We start from the raw sequence: 17,159 nt of genomic DNA, 5'->3' as shown, positions 1-17,159 counted from the left end.
ATCGAATTGTCTCGAATTCATGGCGCAAAAAATCCTCCTGAATTGCACGGGTTCCCCACGGCGTATTCCTTGACTTGTGGAATGCACCAAGTGTCGGCAGCGTAGTTCAGGCAGTGGCCCACGGCATCGCCCGCGTGAGGCCATGGCGCCCCTCTTTTTTTGGGTGATTTTTTGCCTACAATGAGGCTCCAACCATCGCAGTTGCCCAAGATTGTTGGTTCAGGGCGCGTCACCAGCCGACGCGCCCTTTTTTGTTGCGGTGGTCTAGCACCTTCCTTATTTGACGTTTTCGTTGATGAAGCACATTCGTAATTTTTCCATCATTGCGCACATTGACCATGGCAAGTCCACCCTCGCCGATCGCCTGATCCAGCGCTGCGGGGGCTTGGCTGATCGCCAGATGGAAGCCCAGGTGCTCGATTCCATGGACATCGAAAAAGAGCGCGGCATCACCATCAAGGCGCAAACTGCCGCGCTGCAGTACAAGGCCCAAGATGGTCAGGTCTACAACCTGAACCTGATCGATACGCCTGGCCACGTTGACTTTTCCTACGAAGTGAGTCGTTCGCTCTCGGCCTGCGAGGGCGCCTTGCTGGTGGTCGATGCCTCGCAAGGTGTGGAAGCACAAACAGTGGCCAATTGCTACACCGCGCTGGATCTGGGCGTGGAAGTGCTGCCGGTGCTCAACAAGATGGACTTGCCGCAGTCTGACCCCGAAAACGCCAAGGCGGAAATCGAGGATGTGATAGGCATCGATGCCGAGGACGCCATCCCGTGTTCAGCCAAGACGGGCATGGGTATCGACGAGATCCTGGAAGCTATTGTCGCGAAGGTTCCGGCGCCGCGTGGCAACCCCGATGGGCCGCTGCGCGCCATGATCATCGACAGTTGGTATGACGCTTACGTTGGTGTCGTGATGCTGGTGCGCGTGGTCGATGGGCGCCTTCTCAAGGGTGAGCGCTTCAAGATGATGGCAAGCGGGACTGTATACAACGCTGATAACCTGGGTGTGTTTACTCCCGCCAACGAGTCGCGGGACCGCTTGGAGGCGGGCCAGGTAGGCTACATCATCGCCGGGATCAAGGAATTGCAGGCGGCCAAGGTGGGCGACACCATCACGCTGGAAAAGAAGCTGCCGAACAACGCAGGACCTGCCGCCGAGGCGCTGCCGGGCTTCAAGGAAATCCAGCCCCAGGTGTTTGCCGGCCTGTACCCCACCGAGGCGAGCGAATACGATCAACTGCGCGACGCGCTGGAAAAACTCAAGCTCAATGATGCGTCACTGCACTACGAGCCCGAAGTGTCGCAGGCGCTCGGGTTTGGTTTTCGCTGCGGTTTTCTGGGCCTGCTGCACATGGAGATTGTGCAGGAGCGGCTGGAGCGCGAGTTCGATCAGGATCTGATTACAACGGCACCCAGCGTGGTCTACGAGGTGGTGATGCCGGGCGGTGAAGTCATCATGGTGGAGAACCCTGCCAAGATGCCCGACCAGGGCAAGCTGCAGGAAATCCGTGAACCCATTGTGACCGTGCATCTGTATATGCCTCAAGAGTATGTGGGGCCTGTGATGACGCTGGCCAACCTGAAGCGTGGCGTGCAGATGAACATGGCGTACCACGGTCGCCAGGTCATGCTGACCTATGAAATGCCGCTGGGTGAGATCGTGCTGGACTTCTTCGACAAGCTCAAATCGGTGAGCCGGGGCTATGCCTCCATGGACTACGAGTTCAAGGAGTACCGTGCGTCCGATGTGGTGAAGGTGGATATCCTGCTCAACGGCGAGAAGGTCGATGCGCTGTCCATCATCGTGCACCGTAGCCAGAGCCAGTACCGCGGCCGCGCCGTGGTGTCCAAGATGCGCGAAATCATCAGCCGCCAGATGTTCGATGTGGCGATCCAGGCCGCGATCGGAGGCAACATCATTGCGCGCGAGTCCATCAAGGCGTTGCGCAAGAACGTGCTGGCAAAGTGCTATGGCGGCGACATTTCGCGCAAACGCAAGCTTCTTGAGAAGCAGAAGGCAGGCAAAAAACGCATGAAACAGATTGGATCGGTCGAGGTGCCCCAGGAGGCCTTCCTGGCCATTTTGCAGGTGGAAGATTGATGCAGGCCATGCAAATTCTCACGTCGCTGGTGCTGGCGGCCTTTGCGGGCTATATGGGGGCCTGGTATTTTGGGGCCATCGAAGGCAACTTTGCCTTGCTGTTGTTTTTGACGACCGTCGTCACGGGCTGCTACTGGTTTGCCGAGCGGCTTTATTTTCTGCCGCGCCGCCGCCGTGCGGCCCAAGCCATCGAGGACGCTGCCGTGCAACGCCGTGCCGAGTTGGACCGCATGGGCATTGCCCAGGTGGACATCAATGTGCAGGACGAAAAAGCCCGTTTGCTCATGCAGCCCTGGTGGCTGGATTGGACAGCCGGGCTTTTTCCGGTGATTGCGGCGGTTTTCCTGCTGCGCTCGTTCCTGTTCGAGCCTTTCAAGATTCCATCGGGCTCGATGATTCCCACCTTGCTGGTGGGCGACTTGATTCTGGTGAACAAATTCACGTACGGTGTGCGTCTACCTGTCATCCACACCAAGGTGACTGATGGAACGCCACCGCAGCGCGGCGACGTGATGGTCTTTCGCTACCCGCCCCAGCCGAACCTGGACTACATCAAGCGTGTGGTGGGCGTGCCGGGCGATGAGGTGGCGTATATCAACAAGCGATTGACCATCAATGGACAGGTGATCGCAACTTCACCGCAGCCGGACTTCTTTGATGAAAGCGCCATGCGCTATTTCAAACAGTTCGAGGAACAGTTGGGAACACACCCCCACCGTTTGCTCAATAACCCCGATGCGCCTGCCTTTGTGCAGGGCGCCAGCAATTTTGCTTCTCGTGACAACTGCCGCTACAGTGTCGAAGGTGTGGTGTGCAAGGTGCCCGAAGGGCATTACTTCATGATGGGCGATAACCGCGATAATTCGCTCGATTCGCGTTACTGGGGGTTTGTGCCAGAGGCCAACATTGTGGGCAAAGCCTTCTTTGTCTGGATGAATTTCGGTAACCTCAAGCGTATCGGTTCCTTTAACTAAGCAGCCACGGCAAACAATCAAGAGGGGAAAAACATATGCATGCGCACCATTCAGCCAGCCGTTCGAGCCAGCGCGGCCTGTCTTTCATTGGGGTGATTTTTGTCGGCCTGCTGGCCGTCGCAGCATTTGCCATTGGCGGCCAGTCGGTACCGATTTTTCTGGAATACCACGCGATTGGCAAGGCTGCGGCCAAGGCGGCCAAGGAGGGTAACACTGTGCCAGAGATTCGCGCCAGTTTTGATCGAGCTGCTGCCATCGATGATATTTCGTCAATTTCGGGCAAGGATCTGGAAGTGACCAAACGGGGCGACAAGATCGTGGTGTCCTTCAAATACTCGCGTGAAATTGCATTGGCGGGGCCGGCCTATCTGGTCTACCGCTTTGAAGATTCGACCAAATAGGTGCAGCCTTCTCTTCTTGCGCTGCAGGAGCGCCTGCAGCACCGGTTTTCGAACCCCGCCTTGCTGCAGCGTGCCATCACACACCGCAGTTTCAGCGCCGACCACAATGAGCGGCTGGAATTCCTAGGCGATTCGGTGCTCAACTTGGCTGTGGCCAGTCTGTTGTACGCCCGGCTGGCGTCTCAGCCCGAGGGCGATCTTTCGCGCGTGCGTGCCAACCTGGTCAAGCAGGAGACGCTGCACCAGCTGGCGCTGGAGTTGCGTGTGTCCGAGGTGCTGCGCCTGGGCGAAGGCGAGGCACGCTCCGGCGGCCAGAAGCGCCCGTCCATCCTCGCTGATGCTCTGGAGGCCCTGATCGGAGCCGTGTATCTCGATGCAGGTTATGCACCGGCTGAGGCATTGGTGCTGCGACTGCTCAATGCCGTAGAGATCAATCCCCAGATGCAGGCGGCTGCCAAGGATGCCAAGACGGCATTGCAGGAGTGGCTGCAGGGCCGCAAAATGCAATTGCCGCAGTACCGCGTGGTGACGACGGAAGGGGCGGCGCACCGCCAGACCTTTGATGTGGAATGCGCTATTGCGGAACTCTCCCTGGCCGAGCGAGGCCTCGGTGGTTCGCGCCGGGCGGCCGAACAATCTGCCGCACAGGCCATGCTGGCCACACTGAAAGCAAAACAGCCATGAATGAAGATGCTACTAAAAATGTAGCTGACAGCGCAGGTGAATCAAGCGCTGAAGGCCAAAATGACCTTGACTCCATGTTGGCGGCTGCCCGGCCTGCCGGTGCTGCCGGGGTGGATGTGAAGGGACAGCGCTGCGGCGTCATCGCCATTGTCGGCAAGCCCAACGTGGGCAAGTCCACGCTGCTCAATGCTCTAGTGGGTCAGAAGATCAGTATTACGTCCCGCAAGGCGCAAACTACGCGCCACCGCATCACCGGCATCCGTACGCAAGGACAGACGCAGTTCGTCTTTGTCGATACACCTGGCTTCCAGACGCGCCACGCTACTGCGCTCAACAAGTCGCTCAACAAGACAGTCATGGGCGCTATTGGCGATGTGGACCTGATCCTCTTCGTGGTGGAGGCGGGCAGCTTTACCCTGGCCGATGCCAAGGTGCTCTCGCTGTTCAAGCCGGGTATCCCCACGCTGCTCATCGCCAACAAGCTCGACAACATCCACCGCCGCGCCGAGATCGCGCCTTGGCTCAAGAGCATGCAAGAGCGTCACCCGTTCGCCGAATTCGTGCCCATGTCGGCCAAGAACAAAGGCGACGTGGAGCGGCTTTACGGTATTTGCGAGAAGTATTTGCCCGAGGCCCCCTGGTGGTACGCCGAAGACGAATTGACGGACCGCAGCGAAAAGTTCCTCGCCAGCGAGACCGTGCGCGAAAAGCTGTTCCGCTTCACCGGTGACGAGTTGCCTTACACCTCGACCGTCATCATCGACCAGTTCAGCGAAGAAAAAAGCAAGCAGCACAAACGCCTGGTGCGCATTGCAGCCACCATCGTGGTCGAGCGCGACAGCCACAAGGCCATGGTGATCGGCGACAAGGGGGAGCGGCTCAAGCGCATCGGCACCGAGACCCGACAAGAGCTGGAAAAACTCATGGATGCCAAGGTGTTCATCGAGATATGGGTCAAGGTGCGCAGCGGCTGGGCGGACGATGAAGCACGGGTGCGCTCCTTTGGTTATGAATAGCGATCACCCTCCTGCAGCGCTTGCGCCTTCCCCCCTCTCCTTCGGGAGGGGGGCGCCACCAGTGGCCTGGCAAAGCCAGCTCCACGGTGGCCGCTGGTGGGCCAAATGCGGTGGCCGTTGAAATGACCAAGCCTGTCATCTAGAGGATAGCGATTGGCTATTGCGCGCCGCTTTTCCAACGAACCCGCCTTTGTCCTGCACCGCTACGACTGGAGCGAGTCCAGCCTGATTCTGGAGGTGTTCACGCGCCACCATGGGCGCACTGCACTGGTGGCCAAGGGGGCCAAAAAGCCGAGTTCCAATTTCCGTCCGGTGCTGTTGCCGCTGCAGCCGCTGCACCTGACCTGGACCCAGAGCGATACGGGTGCCGGAGATATTCACACCCTTAAAGGCGCGGAGTGGGTGGGCGGCCACATCATGCCCACAGGCGACGCGCTGCTGTCGGGCACCTACCTGAACGAGCTGCTGCTGCGCCTGCTGGCACGCGATGACCCGCACGCCCACCTGTTCGACACCTATGGTGCTGTGGTGCGCGTACTGGCCAGTGAGCATGGTGACGCCCTGGAGCCGGTATTGCGCAGTTTTGAAATGCTGCTGCTGCGTGAAATCGGCCTGCTGCCTGCGTTGGATGCCCAGACCCTCACCGGTGGTGCCCTGGCGCCGGATGCCCGTTACGCTTTAGTCGCCGAGGGCGGCCTGCGCAGCGCCGCCGCAGGCGAGCGGGCCAGCCTCTCTGGAGCGCGGTGGCTGCAGTTGAGCGATGCGCTGCAGGGCGAAGTGCCCTTTACCGACCTGCTACGGGCCTGTGCCCCCGTGACTGGAGAGCTCAAGCCCCAATTGCGTACCCTGTTGCAATACCATTGCGGAAACCCGTTGCTGCGCACACGCCAGTTCATGATGGATATGCAATCGCTATGAGCGATGCTGATGCACCATCTCGGCAACGGCAGGGCTGTTTTTCTTCGCACTTTTGCGTAAGTTCCTATGAATCCACTTTCCCACGGACACCGTACCGCACTGTCGGTCAACGTCAACAAGGTCGCGCTGGTACGCAACACGCGCCATCTGGGCATCCCCAGCGTCATGCGCGCGGCCTTGCTGTGCCTGCAGGCCGGTGCCAATGGCATCACCGTGCACCCCCGACCGGACGAGCGGCATATCCGTGCCAGCGATGTGCATGAACTGGCCAGTCTCATGAAAAATTGGCCCGACCGTGAGTACAACATTGAGGGCAATCCGTCGCAGAACCTGATGGACTTCATTCGCCAGGTACGCCCCCACCAGGCCACTTTTGTGCCCGACAGCGAAGACCAGTTCACCAGCGACCATGGTTGGAGCTTTCCGCAGGATGCCGTCCGCCTTGCTCCGCTGATTGCCGAATGCCGGGCGCTGGGCGTGCGCGTGAGCCTGTTCATGGACCCTGTGCCCGAACAAATGGCGCAGGCCCGGGCCGTGGGCGCGGACCGGGTCGAGCTGTACACCGAGCCCTATGCCGCGGCCTGGGGCACCGACCGGCAGGCCCAGGAGCTTGAGCGCTACCGCGCCGCAGCCCGGGCGGCCATGGATGCAGGCCTGGGCGTGAATGCGGGCCATGACCTCAACCGCGACAACCTTGCCGCCTTTGTACGCGGCGTACCAGGCGTGCTGGAGGTGTCCATCGGCCATGCACTGATTGCCGATGCGCTGGAACTGGGCTACGCCGCCACGGTACGGGCCTACCAGGCCTGCATTGACCAGGGATTCGTTGACTCCTGAATTGATAGCTGCTAGCGCTTTTTAGATAAGCTCTGAAGGCCTATTTCATCTAAAATTATGATCTATGGTATCGGCACCGACATTTGCGATGTGCGCCGCATCCGTGCCAGCCTGGAGCGCCATGGAGACCGTTTTGCCGAGAAGGTGCTGGGACCGGCCGAGCTGGCCACCTGGCGCGGGCGCAGCACTCGCTGGCCCGAGCGTGGCGTGCGCTATTTGGCCACGCGCTTTTCCGCCAAGGAATCCTTCAGCAAGGCCATTGGCCTGGGAATGCGCATGCCCATGACTTGGCGCTTGTGTGAGGTGGGTACATTGGCCAGCGGTCAGCCCACCATCGTGCTGCACGGTGAACTGAAGGACTGGTTCGACGCGCGTGGCCTCAGCGCGCACCTGAGCGTGACCGATGAGTCTGACTACGCTGCAAGTTTTTGTGTTGTAGAAAAATTGGCCTCTAACGCTTATCCATCAAGCGCTGATAGCTATTAAATGTAGAGCGCTTCAATCCCTCGTACCATGACTGAACATTCCCCCCTCATCCTTGACGTTGCCGGTACCATCCTGTCCGCTGTGGACCGGCGCCGCCTGGCCCATCCCCTGACCGGCGGTGTCATTCTGTTTGCCCGCAACTGGGAGAATCGCGCCCAGTTGCTGGCCCTGACCAGCGCTATCAAGGCCGTGCGCGACGATCTGCTGATCTGCGTGGACCACGAAGGTGGCCGTGTGCAGCGCTTTCGCAGCGACGGTTTCACCCACCTGCCGCCCATGCGTGCCCTGGGCTCCCTGTGGATGCGTGACGGCAAGGGTGGCCCTGGCAGCGGAGCCCTGGCTGCCACTAATGCGGCCACGGCTGCGGGCTATGTGCTGGGCAGCGAGTTGCGTTCCTGTGGCGTGGATTTCAGCTTCACACCCATCCTGGACCTCGATTGGGGCGGTAGCGCCGTGATTGGCGACCGCGCCTTTCACCGCGATCCGCGTGTCGTCACCTTGTTGGCCAAAAGCCTGGCGCATGGTTTGCTGCAGGCGGGCATGGCCCACTGCGGCAAGCATTTTCCCGGCCACGGCTTCGTCCAGGCCGATTCGCATACGGAAATTCCTGTGGACAGGCGCAGCCTCAAGGCCATCCTGCAGGACGATGCAGCGCCCTATGGCTGGCTGCGCAGCACGCTGACCAGCGTGATGCCGGCGCATGTGATCTATCCCAAGGTGGATAGTCGACCGGCCTGTTTTTCACGCAAGTGGCTGCAGGACATTCTGCGCGGCCAGCTGGGTTTTGATGGCGCCATCTTTAGCGACGACCTGAGCATGGAAGGCGCACGCCGTATCGATGGGCAGCTGGTTAGCTATACCGACGCGGCCGTGGCGGCGCTGCAGGCCGGGTGTGACCTGGTGCTGCTGTGCAACCAGAGTGTGGGAGATGGGCACGCCGTCGACGAGTTGCTCGACGGGTTGGCGCAACGCTTGGAGGAGGGGCAGTGGCAACCCAGCGCCGACAGCGAGGCCCGCCGCCTGGCGCAGTTGCCGCAAACCCTGCCGCAGGCCTGGGATGATCTGATGTTCCAGCCCGCCTACCAGCAAGCGCTGGAAATGCTGCCCTGATTCTTCGGGTGTCTGGCGGTCGTGTGCGCCGTCAGGCGGGTGGGGTGTTGTCCGCGTCCGGGGCCGTCGAGGCCGGGACGGTAGGCTTGACCTCTTGCCCCGGTTTCCAGCGCCGCACCATGCGCTGAAAAATCAAGGTGTTCGGAATCTGCAGCAAGGTGCCTGCCGTGTGGGGGGCGATGTCTTCGAGCGTGGTGTAAAGCATGTTGATGTCGGTGACACGGCCGCGCGCGCCTTCCTTTTCGGCGGTGTCGAGCACCTCGATCACATCGCCCACGCGGAACGGCCCCACTGCAAAGATCAACAGCGCACAAAACAGGTTGGACAGTACGCTCCAGGCGGCAAAAAACGCCACGGCGCCCACGGTGGCAAAGCCGGTAAAGGCTGTCCACAGCACCATGGCGGAAACCCCCATGCGCTCGAGGATCAGCAAGGCGGTGCCCAGCACAATAGCCCAGCGCAGGATGCCGTTGAACAGCAACTGCATGTCGTGGGGGAGTTGGTAGTGCGCCCCGATACGGCGCAGCACGCGGTGCAGCAAGCGCAGCAACAGCCACGCGACCAGCACGATCATCACAATTTGCAGTCCTGGGACGATGATTTCGAACCAGTCCTGCGCCCACTCGGGCAGGTAGAACTTCAGCGAGCGCCGCATGCCATGCCCGTGTGCTGAAGGTGCTTGAAAGGAAAAATGCCGCGCCCTTCCATCAGCTTTCGCGCCGCAGGGCCGGGAACAGGATCACATCGCGGATGCTGGGGCTGTCGGTCAGCAGCATCATCAATCGGTCAATGCCGATGCCGCAGCCACCCGCGGGTGGCATGCCGTACTCGAGCGCGCGCACAAAGTCGTGGTCGTAATACATGGCCTCGTCGTCGCCGCTGTCCTTGGCCGTCACCTGGGCGTGAAAGCGGGCGGCCTGGTCCTCGGCGTCGTTCAGTTCGGAGAAACCGTTGCCAAATTCGCGGCCCGTGATATAGAGCTCAAAGCGCTCGGTCACCTCGGGGCGGGCGTCGTTGGCGCGGGCCAGGGGCGAGATTTCGGTAGGGTGCTCCATGATGAAGGTGGGCTGCCACAGTTTGTCTTCCACCGTTTCCTCAAAGTACAGCACCTGCAGGCTGGCCAGGCTGCGGACGGAGAGCTTGTTCTTTTCCTCGGTCATGCCCAGTTTTTTCAGTGCGCTGATGAGCCAGGCTGCATCGTCCACATGGGCGCCGGCCTCGGTGTGCTGGAAGATGGCCTCGCGGATCGTGAGGCGTGCAAACGGCTGGCCCAGGTCCACGGCACGGCCCTGGTAGCTCAGATCGAGCGTGCCCACGGCCTTGAGGGCGGCATCACGCACCAACTGCTCGGTAAAGCCCATGAGGTCCTGGTAGTTCCAGTAGGCTGCATAGAACTCCATCATGGTGAACTCGGGGTTGTGGCGCACCGAGATGCCTTCATTGCGGAAATTGCGGTTGATCTCGAACACCCGCTCGAAGCCGCCCACCAGCAGGCGCTTGAGGTACAGCTCTGGTGCGATGCGCAGGTACATCTCCTGCTCCAGCGCGTTGTGGTGCGTGACAAAGGGCTTGGCGTTGGCGCCGCCCGGAATGGGGTGGAGCATGGGCGTCTCGACCTCCAGGAAGCCGTGCTGCACCATGAAGTCGCGGATGCCGCTGACGGCCTTGCTGCGCGCCACGAAACGCTTGCGGGCCTGCTCGTCGGTCATCAGGTCGATGTAGCGCTGGCGGTACTTGACCTCCTGGTCAGCAATGCCATGGAACTTGTCCGGCATGGGGCGCAGGCTCTTGGTGAGCAGGCGCAAGGCGGTGACCTTGATCGATAGTTCACCCGTCTTGGTCTTCATGAGCGTGCCTTCGGCCCCGACGATGTCGCCCAAGTCCCAGTGCTTGAAGGCCGCATAGAGTTCTTCGCCCAGGGCATCGCGCGTGATGTAGAGCTGCATGCGTCCAGTGGCATCCTGCACGGTGGCGAAGCTGGCCTTGCCCATCACGCGCTTGAGCATCATGCGGCCGGCCACGCTGGCGGTGACGGGCGCTGCCTCCAGGGATTCACCGGAGGCTTCGCCGTGGGCTTCCTGCAAAGTGGCGGCGTGGTGGGCTGGTTTGAAGTTGTTGGGGAAAGCAACGCCCTTGCCCTGTGCCTGTGCATCACGCAGGGCGCGCAATTTGTCGCGGCGCTCGGCGATGAGCTGGTTTTCGTCTTGGGGGGCGGGGGCGTGGTTCTGTTCAGACATAGGGGCCGTGGGTGCGGGGGCGTAAAAGAGGGGCTGCTCGCAGCCGAACCGCTGATTTTATGGGTTATGGCGCAGGGGGTGGCTGCGGGGCTGCAGAGTTTGCCCATCCCAGCAAGGTCAAAGCCGTCCGCACGATGATTTTCAGATCCAGCCACAGAGTATGTGTTTGCACATACTGGCAGGCAAAGGCCAGTTTGGTGGGCAAAATCTGTTCCACATAAGTGCGCTCCGGGTCTGGGCTGTGCGCCAGCAATGCGCTTTCGTTGCGAAACGCGAGCGAGGCCAGGTCGGTGATGCCTGGACGCACGCTGAGCACGGTGGCGCGCAGGTCGGCAGGGTAGTGCGCAACGTAGCGCGGCACTTCGGGGCGGGGGCCCACCATGCTCATGTCGCCCCAGAGCACATTGAGGAGCTGCGGTAATTCGTCTACCTTCGTGCGGCGCAGCCAGGCACCTGCGCTTGTGATGCGGGTGTCTGCACCTACCGTCAGGGGCAGACCTTCAGCTTCGGCACCGGTGTACATGCTGCGGAACTTGTAAATACCAAACAGCTGACCACCACGCCCCACGCGCTGCTGCCGAAAGAGCGCGGGCCCGGGTGAATCGAGCCGCACCCACAGTGCCACGGCCAGTAGCACCGGGCACAGCAGCAGCAGGGCCAGCGTGGCGAAGGCTGTGTCGAACAGGCGTTTGGTCATGGCCAACAGATCAGAAGGGATGCGCTGTGCGTGAGAGGCTCAGGCACTGTTTTAGCCGAGCACCTCATGCAGCGCCGCAATGACGCGATCCTGGTCGGCGTCTTGCATGGCAGTGAACAGGGGCAGGCTGATCATGGACTGGTAAGCCGCATCGGCCTGGGGGAACATATCGGGGGTGAGCTGGTAGCGGTCGCGCCAGTAGGGCTGGCGGTGCAGCGGCACATAGTGCACGCTGGTGCCAATGCCCCGGTCTGACAGCGCCTGGATGGTCTCGTCGCGTCCGACACGCGCCCCGGGAGCCAGCCGCACGACGTACAGGTGCCAGGCATGCGCGTCCCCCGCCGGAGCATCTGCGGGCAGCACCAGGGGCAGGTCTGCCAGTTGCGCCTGGTAGCGTGCCGCCAGGTGCTGGCGGCGCCGCACGAACTGCGGCAGCCGTGCCAGTTGCTCCACGCCCATCGCCGCAGCGATGTCGGTCATGTTGTATTTGAAGCCGGGGGCCACGATTTCGTAGTACCACGCCGGGGTTTTGGAGCTGAAGCGGTCGAAGGCGTCCCGGCTCATGCCGTGCAGGCGCATCACGCGCATGCGCTCGGCCAGTTGGGTGTCGCGCGTCACGGCCATGCCGCCTTCGCCAGTGGTGATGGTCTTGTTGGCGTAGAAGCTGAACACCGTCACGTCGGACTGCAACTGCCCCACCAGCGTGCCCTGCCAGGTGGTGGGCAGGGCGTGGGCGGCGTCTTCCACCACCTTCAGATTGTGCTCACGTGCGATAGCCAAAATTTCATCCATGCGGCAGGCCAGGCCCGCGTAGTGCACCGGCATGATGGCCTTCGTCCGCGGGGTGATGGCGGCGCGGATGGCATCGGGGTCAATGTTCAACGTTACCGGGTCTACGTCCACCAGCACCGGATCGGCGCCCAGGTAGCGCACTACTTCCACGGTGGCGGTGAAGGTCAGTGTGGGGGCAATCACCTCGTCGCCCGGGCCGATGCCCAGGGCCTCCAGCGCAAGGTGCAAGCCCGCAGTGGCCGAATTGACGGCAATCGACTGCAGGCCGCTGCCGCCCAGGTAGTCGGTGAAGGCTTGCTCAAATTTGTGCGTTGTGGGGCCGGTGGTCACCCAGCCCGAACACAGGGCTTGGGTGACAGCGGCGATTTCTGCATCGCCAATGTCTGGGCGGGCGAAGGGGAGAAATGTGAAGCTCATGTTTTTTCGATCCAGCAGAGGATATGGGTGCGCAGCCACGGCATGCTATTGAACAGTCCGTAGAGCGCAGGGTGCACGCGAACCACGGCACGAGCCAGGGGCGGCGCCAGCGTAACCCGCCACGACGTAATGCGCCCTTGCGGGAACAGGGCCTGCACCCGGCGCAAGGGCACGCCGCGCACATCCGGGTTGCTCGGGTTGTTGTAGGTGAAGTCGTACCAGAGCACGGCGCCGCCGGGGCGCAGCCATTGCCACAGGGTCGCTGCCAGCCGCTGCTGAAAACCTTGGTCGAGCACCGACGAGAACACCGTAGAAAGTAGCACCACCTCTTGCGATGCGTGCGGCACGTCAGCCAGCAAGGCGTCTCCTTGCTGCAAGCGCACGGCTGCGGGCAGCATATGGCGTGCTTGGGCATAACGGTCTGGCAGCAGCTCGATGCCCGCCAGGTGCTGGGGCGCGCAGCCCATACGCAAAAACTCCAGCAGGTTGGCGCCCGTGCCGCAGCCCAATTCTAGTAAACGCAGTTGGGCCAAGTCTGTGATGCCCTTTTGGCGCAGCAACTGCAATATCACGCGCTGGCGCTCTTGCACACCCAGGCAAACCTCGGGGCGCAAAAAGCTGTAGCGGTCATCATGGGCCGTGCGGCGGGTGTAGCGCTCGGCAATGGCCTGGGGTTCGTCCAGAGGGTTCATGCCACGGCCTCGATGAAGCGCCGGGCCAGCACTGGGTACGTGTGGTGCGCTAGCACGTAGGCTTTGCCGCGCTCGCCCATCTGTTGGCGCTGCTCTGGTGTGGCGCTGGCTAGGCGCTGCAGCCCTTGCGCTACCACTGCCGCAGATTCCGGCGCAACAGTCAGGCCGCAGTCCGCATCGATCACCGGGTCGTTTCCCGCTTCGACTGAGTGCAAAATTGCGCAGCTTGCCATCATGTAATCCATCAGCTTGTTGGGGGCGATGCCAAAGCGGTACAGCGCAACGCGCTTCCAGCCAATATAGGCAATGTCCAGTTGTTGCAGCAGAGAAGGTATCTGACCCTTGGAAACCGGGGCAAAAAGCTGCACGTTGTGCAGACCCTCGGCCTGCACACGTTGCGCCAGCCGCGCTTTTTCATGCCCGTCGCCCACTAGCACGAACGCCATGTTTTCATGTTGCAGCAAGGCCGCTGCATCCAGCAAAACATCTAGCGCATTGGGCACGCCATGCGAGCCCGCGTAGCCCACCACTATGCGGTGAGCGGCCCGCAGTGATTGCAGGTGCGCCGCCAGCGCGTCTGGCAGCGCTTCGGCAGGGCCGCCCCATTCTTCCGGCGATATGCCGTTGGGCACGATGTGTAGTTTGTGCAAATCCAGCCCATGCGCCGCCATGTGGCTGGCCACGTTGGGCAGCATGGAGACCACCCGGTCTGCGTCGCGATAGGCATCGTTTTCTGCTTTCTGGCACAGCAAGATGAAGGGGTGCCACCAAGGCATGCCTGAAAGCTCCATGGGCGAGGCAGGCCATAGGTCATGCACCTCATACACCAGCCGTGCCCCCGCTAGCCGGGCCAAGCGGCTCGCCACCCAAATGTCCATGGGGTAGGTGCTGGATGCAATAACTACATCGGGCTGGCAAGCCGCCACCAGCGCGGGCGCCAGTTGCCACACCTGGCGCAGAAAGCTCCAGATGTTCTTGACGCGACCCAGGCCGTTGCCTTGGTAGCCGGGTGTAGGTAGCCAGTGGTAGGTGACGCCGTCCACTTTTTCCTGCCCGGCCTGCGGCTGGCGCGCGCGCACATGCGAAAAATTGGCTGCGACCACCGTTACCGAGTGCCCGGCGCGCACCCATTCGCGGGCCAGGTAATAGGGGCGGTATTCCATGCCCAGCGACGGGGTGCCGGCGTAGTGGTTAAGGTAGAGGATGTTTAGTTGACGGGTCATGGGTCAATTGGCACTTGCAGGCTTTTGGGCAATGACAAAGTAACCGAGTGGGAAATGGCGTGCAGACACTTTGGCAATGTGTTCGCCCCAGCGATAGTGTCCCCAGAGTCCAATCGCTATCTGTAGCACGGTTGCAAGTAGGGTGCCTACGATCGGTATGTGTGCTAGCAGCTTCGCATGAAGATCGGCCCATACCTCCACAACCCCACCAAGTGGATCCAGGCGTAGCAGATTCAGTCCATTAACGGCAGAGAATCTGGCGAGTGCGAACTCGGTAAAGCGGTAAAAATCGTGAGGATGAGCGTGCAGCCAATAAAAGAATGGCACGTTCATCACGATGTGCCCACCGGGCGAGAGCACCCGGGACATTTCTCGCCAGACAAGTGCTGGATCAGGCGCATGCTCCAGCACATCGGACAAGATGATGGTGTCAAACGCGCCATCGGCAAAGGGCAGCGGTTGTGCCAAATCACTCACCACGTCAACGTGAGCATCTTCTGTCCAGTCGCAGCATGTGACGTTCGTCACCAAGCTTCGGTAGATGCCGTACAGCGGTGCCTTACCGCAACCCAGGTCGAGCAGGCGTCCATGAGCGCAGCTGGCGAGATGCTCGTCATATCGCTTTGCTACAGCGTCTGAAATCAAGCGTGAGCCCACTCCTACCTCTTTTGGGTTGAGGCTGGTACGCCAGCGGCCACTACGCTGCACGTATTTGGTGGGGCGCCAAATTGTTTCGTTTCGCATGAATCTCAGTCTGTCTGATTTATTGCTTCAATGAGCAGCGTGTCGCGCCACCGTGGAATTCGCCCCAGCAACTTGGCTGCCGCTGCACCGCGCCAACTGGCGTAGTCGCCGTGGCACAACTCGACGCGCTGCGGCTCGTAGCCGGCGTCCACGAGCACTTTGCATAGTGTGTACGGCGTGAACCAGAAGCGATGATCGGTGTTGATGGCCTCTCCACCGGGAAAACTGTTGCGCCAGCGAAAGGCGTTGGGGGTGACGACAATGAGGCGCTTAAATTGGTAGCGCCTCATACCAGAGAGGAATTCGACTGGATTGCCTACATGCTCGATCACGTCGGCAAGCAAGCAGAGGTCGTAGGCTTGTGGCTGGCCATCCACAACGCTGCATAGCGGAGCATCGTCGGGGGTATAGGTTTCTGGGAATCCAGTGCTGCGCAGCAGCGCGACACCTTCTGTATTCGTGTCAATGCCCACACATTGCGTAGCAACGCGGCAGAGATTTTCATGCAGGTACAGACCGCGCGCGCGCTTGCCTTGGATGAGCTGCAGGTGATCGCAGCAGCCCACATGCAATAAGCGCTGGCCTTGGGCCAGTTGCAGCAAACGATCGCTGCGGCGCAGGGCAGGCCCTTTGTTGCCGAGGTCAAAGACATGTCCGTTTGAGAACTGCCGACCGTGAAGGTAGTCCAATGTTTCCGCATCAAGGTTCATGCGTTCCTAGTCCAGTTCGTTATGAAGGGCTTGCGCCAGAGCGCGGTGATTTTTCATTGCATTGAAGCGTTCGGCCCAGCAGTTCCAGGCTGCTTCGCGTCGCTGGATCTGCCGTTCTGCAGGGGTGTCCACCAGCAAAGTACGCAAATGCCGTGCTGCAATATCAATGCCGTTTTCCAGCGCAAGCAGGCCAACATTTTCGCCGTTTACGTCCAAGGCTTCCGATACGCCCCCCACGTCAGTGGCAAGCACGGGAATGCCCATGGACAATGCTTCCTGAATAGAAACGGGCAGGCCTTCGCTGCGACTAAGAAGGATAAAAAGATCTACAGGTTGGGTTGCGTAGTGGTGTATCACTTGCGCGTTGTCCACCTGCCCACGCAGATCGACCTGTAGGTTCGCTGGCGCCGTGCGCAGGGCAGCCTCCAGTTGGGGGCGCTCCGGGCCATCGCCAAAGTGGGTCCAGCGGATGCGTAGGTCTGGGCAGTCAAACGCAAACGCTTGGATGGTCTGGGCAGTGAAAGTCAGACGCTTGACATGCGAAATGGAACTGCATGAGACCAGCCTTACCACGCCGTCCGAGGAGGCGGCTGCGCGCACCGGTTGCGCCGACACGCCTAGCCGAGACAGCAGCAGGTGCGTCACGGGTACACCTTGCTGTCGCAAGTAGTCTAGGCCGTGCTGTGCGATGGGTATCACCCGCCGAAGCTGTTGATACACCGAGGTCCAGGGCTGGAAGGGGCGCGTGAACGCATCGTCGTAGAGTTCATAACGGTGCACGCGGCTCACGACGGCGTGGCTGACATGCTTTGCGGCATAGCGCGCAGCGGCCACGGTTTGCCCGCCGCGCCAGTAGGTGTAGAGTAGCAGCGGCTGCCCATTCGCTGGTGCAAAAGTGCGCAGCCAAAGCCATGTGCACCGTGCGACAGCGGTCCAGCGCCAGACCCTGGCAGCACCGACCCAGCCGCCTTGTTGCCAGCCGAGCCACAACTCGGGAACGAAGCCTGGCCACGATGCCGCACGTAGGTAGTGCCAAAGCTTTTGGCGTTTCCAGCTTGTTGCCAGGCCTTGGTCCACGCGCACGCCAGGTGGCAATGGCAGTTGCGAGCCTGTGTTG

At 61.1% G+C, this 17,159-nt stretch carries 18 protein-coding genes; 9 read left to right on the top strand and 9 right to left on the bottom strand.

Going from position 1 to position 17,159, the window contains the following annotated elements:
- Positions 1 to 295: 295 nt before the first annotated feature.
- From lepA to nagZ, 9 genes are all read left to right on the top strand, one after another.
- Positions 296 to 2,104: a translation elongation factor 4 gene (lepA, locus tag C8D04_RS08515; RefSeq protein WP_116004455.1), complete on the top strand. Its 1,809-nt coding sequence runs from the start codon at positions 296 to 298 to the stop codon at positions 2,102 to 2,104.
- Complete coding sequence (gene lepB, locus C8D04_RS08510; RefSeq protein ID WP_116004454.1) at positions 2,104 to 3,078, top strand: signal peptidase I; 975 nt, start codon at positions 2,104 to 2,106, stop codon at positions 3,076 to 3,078. The genes lepA and lepB overlap by 1 nt, the downstream gene beginning before the upstream one ends.
- A gap of 35 nt (positions 3,079 to 3,113) precedes the next feature.
- The gene (locus C8D04_RS08505; RefSeq protein ID WP_116004453.1) at positions 3,114 to 3,479 is read left to right on the top strand and encodes a DUF4845 domain-containing protein; all 366 of its coding nucleotides are present in this window, start codon (positions 3,114 to 3,116) and stop codon (positions 3,477 to 3,479) included.
- Positions 3,480 to 4,163, top strand: a complete 684-nt coding sequence (rnc, locus tag C8D04_RS08500; RefSeq protein WP_116004452.1) for a ribonuclease III — start codon at positions 3,480 to 3,482, stop codon at positions 4,161 to 4,163. It begins immediately after the preceding gene.
- A gap of 74 nt (positions 4,164 to 4,237) precedes the next feature.
- Positions 4,238 to 5,179, top strand: coding sequence for a GTPase Era (era, locus tag C8D04_RS08495; RefSeq protein WP_233521243.1), 942 nt, complete (start codon positions 4,238 to 4,240; stop codon positions 5,177 to 5,179).
- Positions 5,180 to 5,332: 153 nt separating this feature from the next.
- Positions 5,333 to 6,097 carry a DNA repair protein RecO gene (recO, locus tag C8D04_RS08490; RefSeq protein ID WP_116004450.1) on the top strand — a complete coding sequence of 255 codons (765 nt, stop codon included), beginning with the start codon at positions 5,333 to 5,335 and terminating at the stop codon, positions 6,095 to 6,097.
- A gap of 66 nt (positions 6,098 to 6,163) precedes the next feature.
- Positions 6,164 to 6,934, top strand: a complete 771-nt coding sequence (locus C8D04_RS08485) for a pyridoxine 5'-phosphate synthase (RefSeq protein WP_116004449.1) — start codon at positions 6,164 to 6,166, stop codon at positions 6,932 to 6,934.
- A 57-nt stretch (positions 6,935 to 6,991) separates the two neighbouring features.
- Positions 6,992 to 7,420, top strand: coding sequence for a holo-ACP synthase (gene acpS / locus C8D04_RS08480; RefSeq protein ID WP_116004448.1), 429 nt, complete (start codon positions 6,992 to 6,994; stop codon positions 7,418 to 7,420).
- Between the two features lie 27 nt (positions 7,421 to 7,447).
- Positions 7,448 to 8,530: a beta-N-acetylhexosaminidase gene (nagZ, locus tag C8D04_RS08475; RefSeq protein WP_116004447.1), complete on the top strand. Its 1,083-nt coding sequence runs from the start codon at positions 7,448 to 7,450 to the stop codon at positions 8,528 to 8,530.
- Between the two features lie 31 nt (positions 8,531 to 8,561).
- Here nagZ and C8D04_RS08470 read toward each other — a convergent pair whose 3' ends face one another.
- From C8D04_RS08470 to C8D04_RS08430, 9 genes are all read right to left on the bottom strand, one after another.
- Positions 8,562 to 9,185: a mechanosensitive ion channel family protein gene (locus C8D04_RS08470; RefSeq protein ID WP_116004446.1), complete on the bottom strand. Its 624-nt coding sequence runs from the start codon at positions 9,183 to 9,185 to the stop codon at positions 8,562 to 8,564.
- Positions 9,186 to 9,237: 52 nt separating this feature from the next.
- Positions 9,238 to 10,767: a lysine--tRNA ligase gene (gene lysS / locus C8D04_RS08465; RefSeq protein WP_116004445.1), complete on the bottom strand. Its 1,530-nt coding sequence runs from the start codon at positions 10,765 to 10,767 to the stop codon at positions 9,238 to 9,240.
- 64 nt (positions 10,768 to 10,831) lie between these two features.
- Complete coding sequence (locus C8D04_RS08460; protein WP_116004444.1) at positions 10,832 to 11,464, bottom strand: sugar transferase; 633 nt, start codon at positions 11,462 to 11,464, stop codon at positions 10,832 to 10,834.
- Positions 11,465 to 11,515: 51 nt separating this feature from the next.
- Entirely contained in the window at positions 11,516 to 12,673 is a 1,158-nt protein-coding gene (locus C8D04_RS08455; protein ID WP_116004443.1) for a DegT/DnrJ/EryC1/StrS family aminotransferase, read from the bottom strand.
- A complete protein-coding gene (locus C8D04_RS08450; protein ID WP_116004442.1) occupies positions 12,670 to 13,365 on the bottom strand; it encodes a class I SAM-dependent methyltransferase in 696 nt (231 codons plus the stop codon). Before C8D04_RS08450 ends, C8D04_RS08455 begins: the two co-directional genes overlap by 4 nt.
- Positions 13,362 to 14,588: a glycosyltransferase family 4 protein gene (locus tag C8D04_RS08445; protein ID WP_116004441.1), complete on the bottom strand. Its 1,227-nt coding sequence runs from the start codon at positions 14,586 to 14,588 to the stop codon at positions 13,362 to 13,364. The genes C8D04_RS08450 and C8D04_RS08445 overlap by 4 nt, the downstream gene beginning before the upstream one ends.
- 3 nt (positions 14,589 to 14,591) lie before the next feature.
- Positions 14,592 to 15,332, bottom strand: coding sequence for a class I SAM-dependent methyltransferase (locus C8D04_RS08440; protein ID WP_116004440.1), 741 nt, complete (start codon positions 15,330 to 15,332; stop codon positions 14,592 to 14,594).
- Positions 15,333 to 15,337: 5 nt separating this feature from the next.
- Positions 15,338 to 16,042, bottom strand: coding sequence for a methyltransferase domain-containing protein (locus tag C8D04_RS08435; RefSeq protein ID WP_116004439.1), 705 nt, complete (start codon positions 16,040 to 16,042; stop codon positions 15,338 to 15,340).
- Positions 16,043 to 16,048: 6 nt separating this feature from the next.
- Positions 16,049 to 17,119, bottom strand: coding sequence for a glycosyltransferase (locus C8D04_RS08430; protein ID WP_158550295.1), 1,071 nt, complete (start codon positions 17,117 to 17,119; stop codon positions 16,049 to 16,051).
- Positions 17,120 to 17,159 lie beyond the last annotated feature (40 nt).

It is taken from the genome of Simplicispira sp. 125, from assembly GCF_003096555.1.
Taxonomy (GTDB): domain Bacteria; phylum Pseudomonadota; class Gammaproteobacteria; order Burkholderiales; family Burkholderiaceae_C; genus Simplicispira.
Note: the sequence above shows the minus strand (reverse complement) of the source record. Positions and strands in the feature narration are given on the sequence as shown.

Excerpts from the sequence above, each read along its gene's own strand:
- lepA (WP_116004455.1), top strand. The coding sequence starts at position 296 with ATGAAGCACATTCGTAATTTTTCCATCATTGCGCACATTGACCATGGC.
- lepB (WP_116004454.1), top strand. The coding sequence starts at position 2,104 with ATGCAGGCCATGCAAATTCTCACGTCGCTGGTGCTGGCGGCCTTTGCG.
- C8D04_RS08505 (WP_116004453.1), top strand. The coding sequence starts at position 3,114 with ATGCATGCGCACCATTCAGCCAGCCGTTCGAGCCAGCGCGGCCTGTCT.
- era (WP_233521243.1), top strand. The coding sequence starts at position 4,238 with ATGTTGGCGGCTGCCCGGCCTGCCGGTGCTGCCGGGGTGGATGTGAAG.
- C8D04_RS08485 (WP_116004449.1), top strand. The coding sequence starts at position 6,164 with ATGAATCCACTTTCCCACGGACACCGTACCGCACTGTCGGTCAACGTC.
- acpS (WP_116004448.1), top strand. The coding sequence starts at position 6,992 with ATGATCTATGGTATCGGCACCGACATTTGCGATGTGCGCCGCATCCGT.
- nagZ (WP_116004447.1), top strand. The coding sequence starts at position 7,448 with ATGACTGAACATTCCCCCCTCATCCTTGACGTTGCCGGTACCATCCTG.
- C8D04_RS08470 (WP_116004446.1), bottom strand. The coding sequence starts at position 9,185 with ATGCGGCGCTCGCTGAAGTTCTACCTGCCCGAGTGGGCGCAGGACTGG.
- lysS (WP_116004445.1), bottom strand. The coding sequence starts at position 10,767 with ATGTCTGAACAGAACCACGCCCCCGCCCCCCAAGACGAAAACCAGCTC.
- C8D04_RS08460 (WP_116004444.1), bottom strand. The coding sequence starts at position 11,464 with ATGACCAAACGCCTGTTCGACACAGCCTTCGCCACGCTGGCCCTGCTG.
- C8D04_RS08455 (WP_116004443.1), bottom strand. The coding sequence starts at position 12,673 with ATGAGCTTCACATTTCTCCCCTTCGCCCGCCCAGACATTGGCGATGCA.
- C8D04_RS08450 (WP_116004442.1), bottom strand. The coding sequence starts at position 13,365 with ATGAACCCTCTGGACGAACCCCAGGCCATTGCCGAGCGCTACACCCGC.
- C8D04_RS08445 (WP_116004441.1), bottom strand. The coding sequence starts at position 14,588 with ATGACCCGTCAACTAAACATCCTCTACCTTAACCACTACGCCGGCACC.
- C8D04_RS08440 (WP_116004440.1), bottom strand. The coding sequence starts at position 15,332 with ATGCGAAACGAAACAATTTGGCGCCCCACCAAATACGTGCAGCGTAGT.
- C8D04_RS08435 (WP_116004439.1), bottom strand. The coding sequence starts at position 16,042 with ATGAACCTTGATGCGGAAACATTGGACTACCTTCACGGTCGGCAGTTC.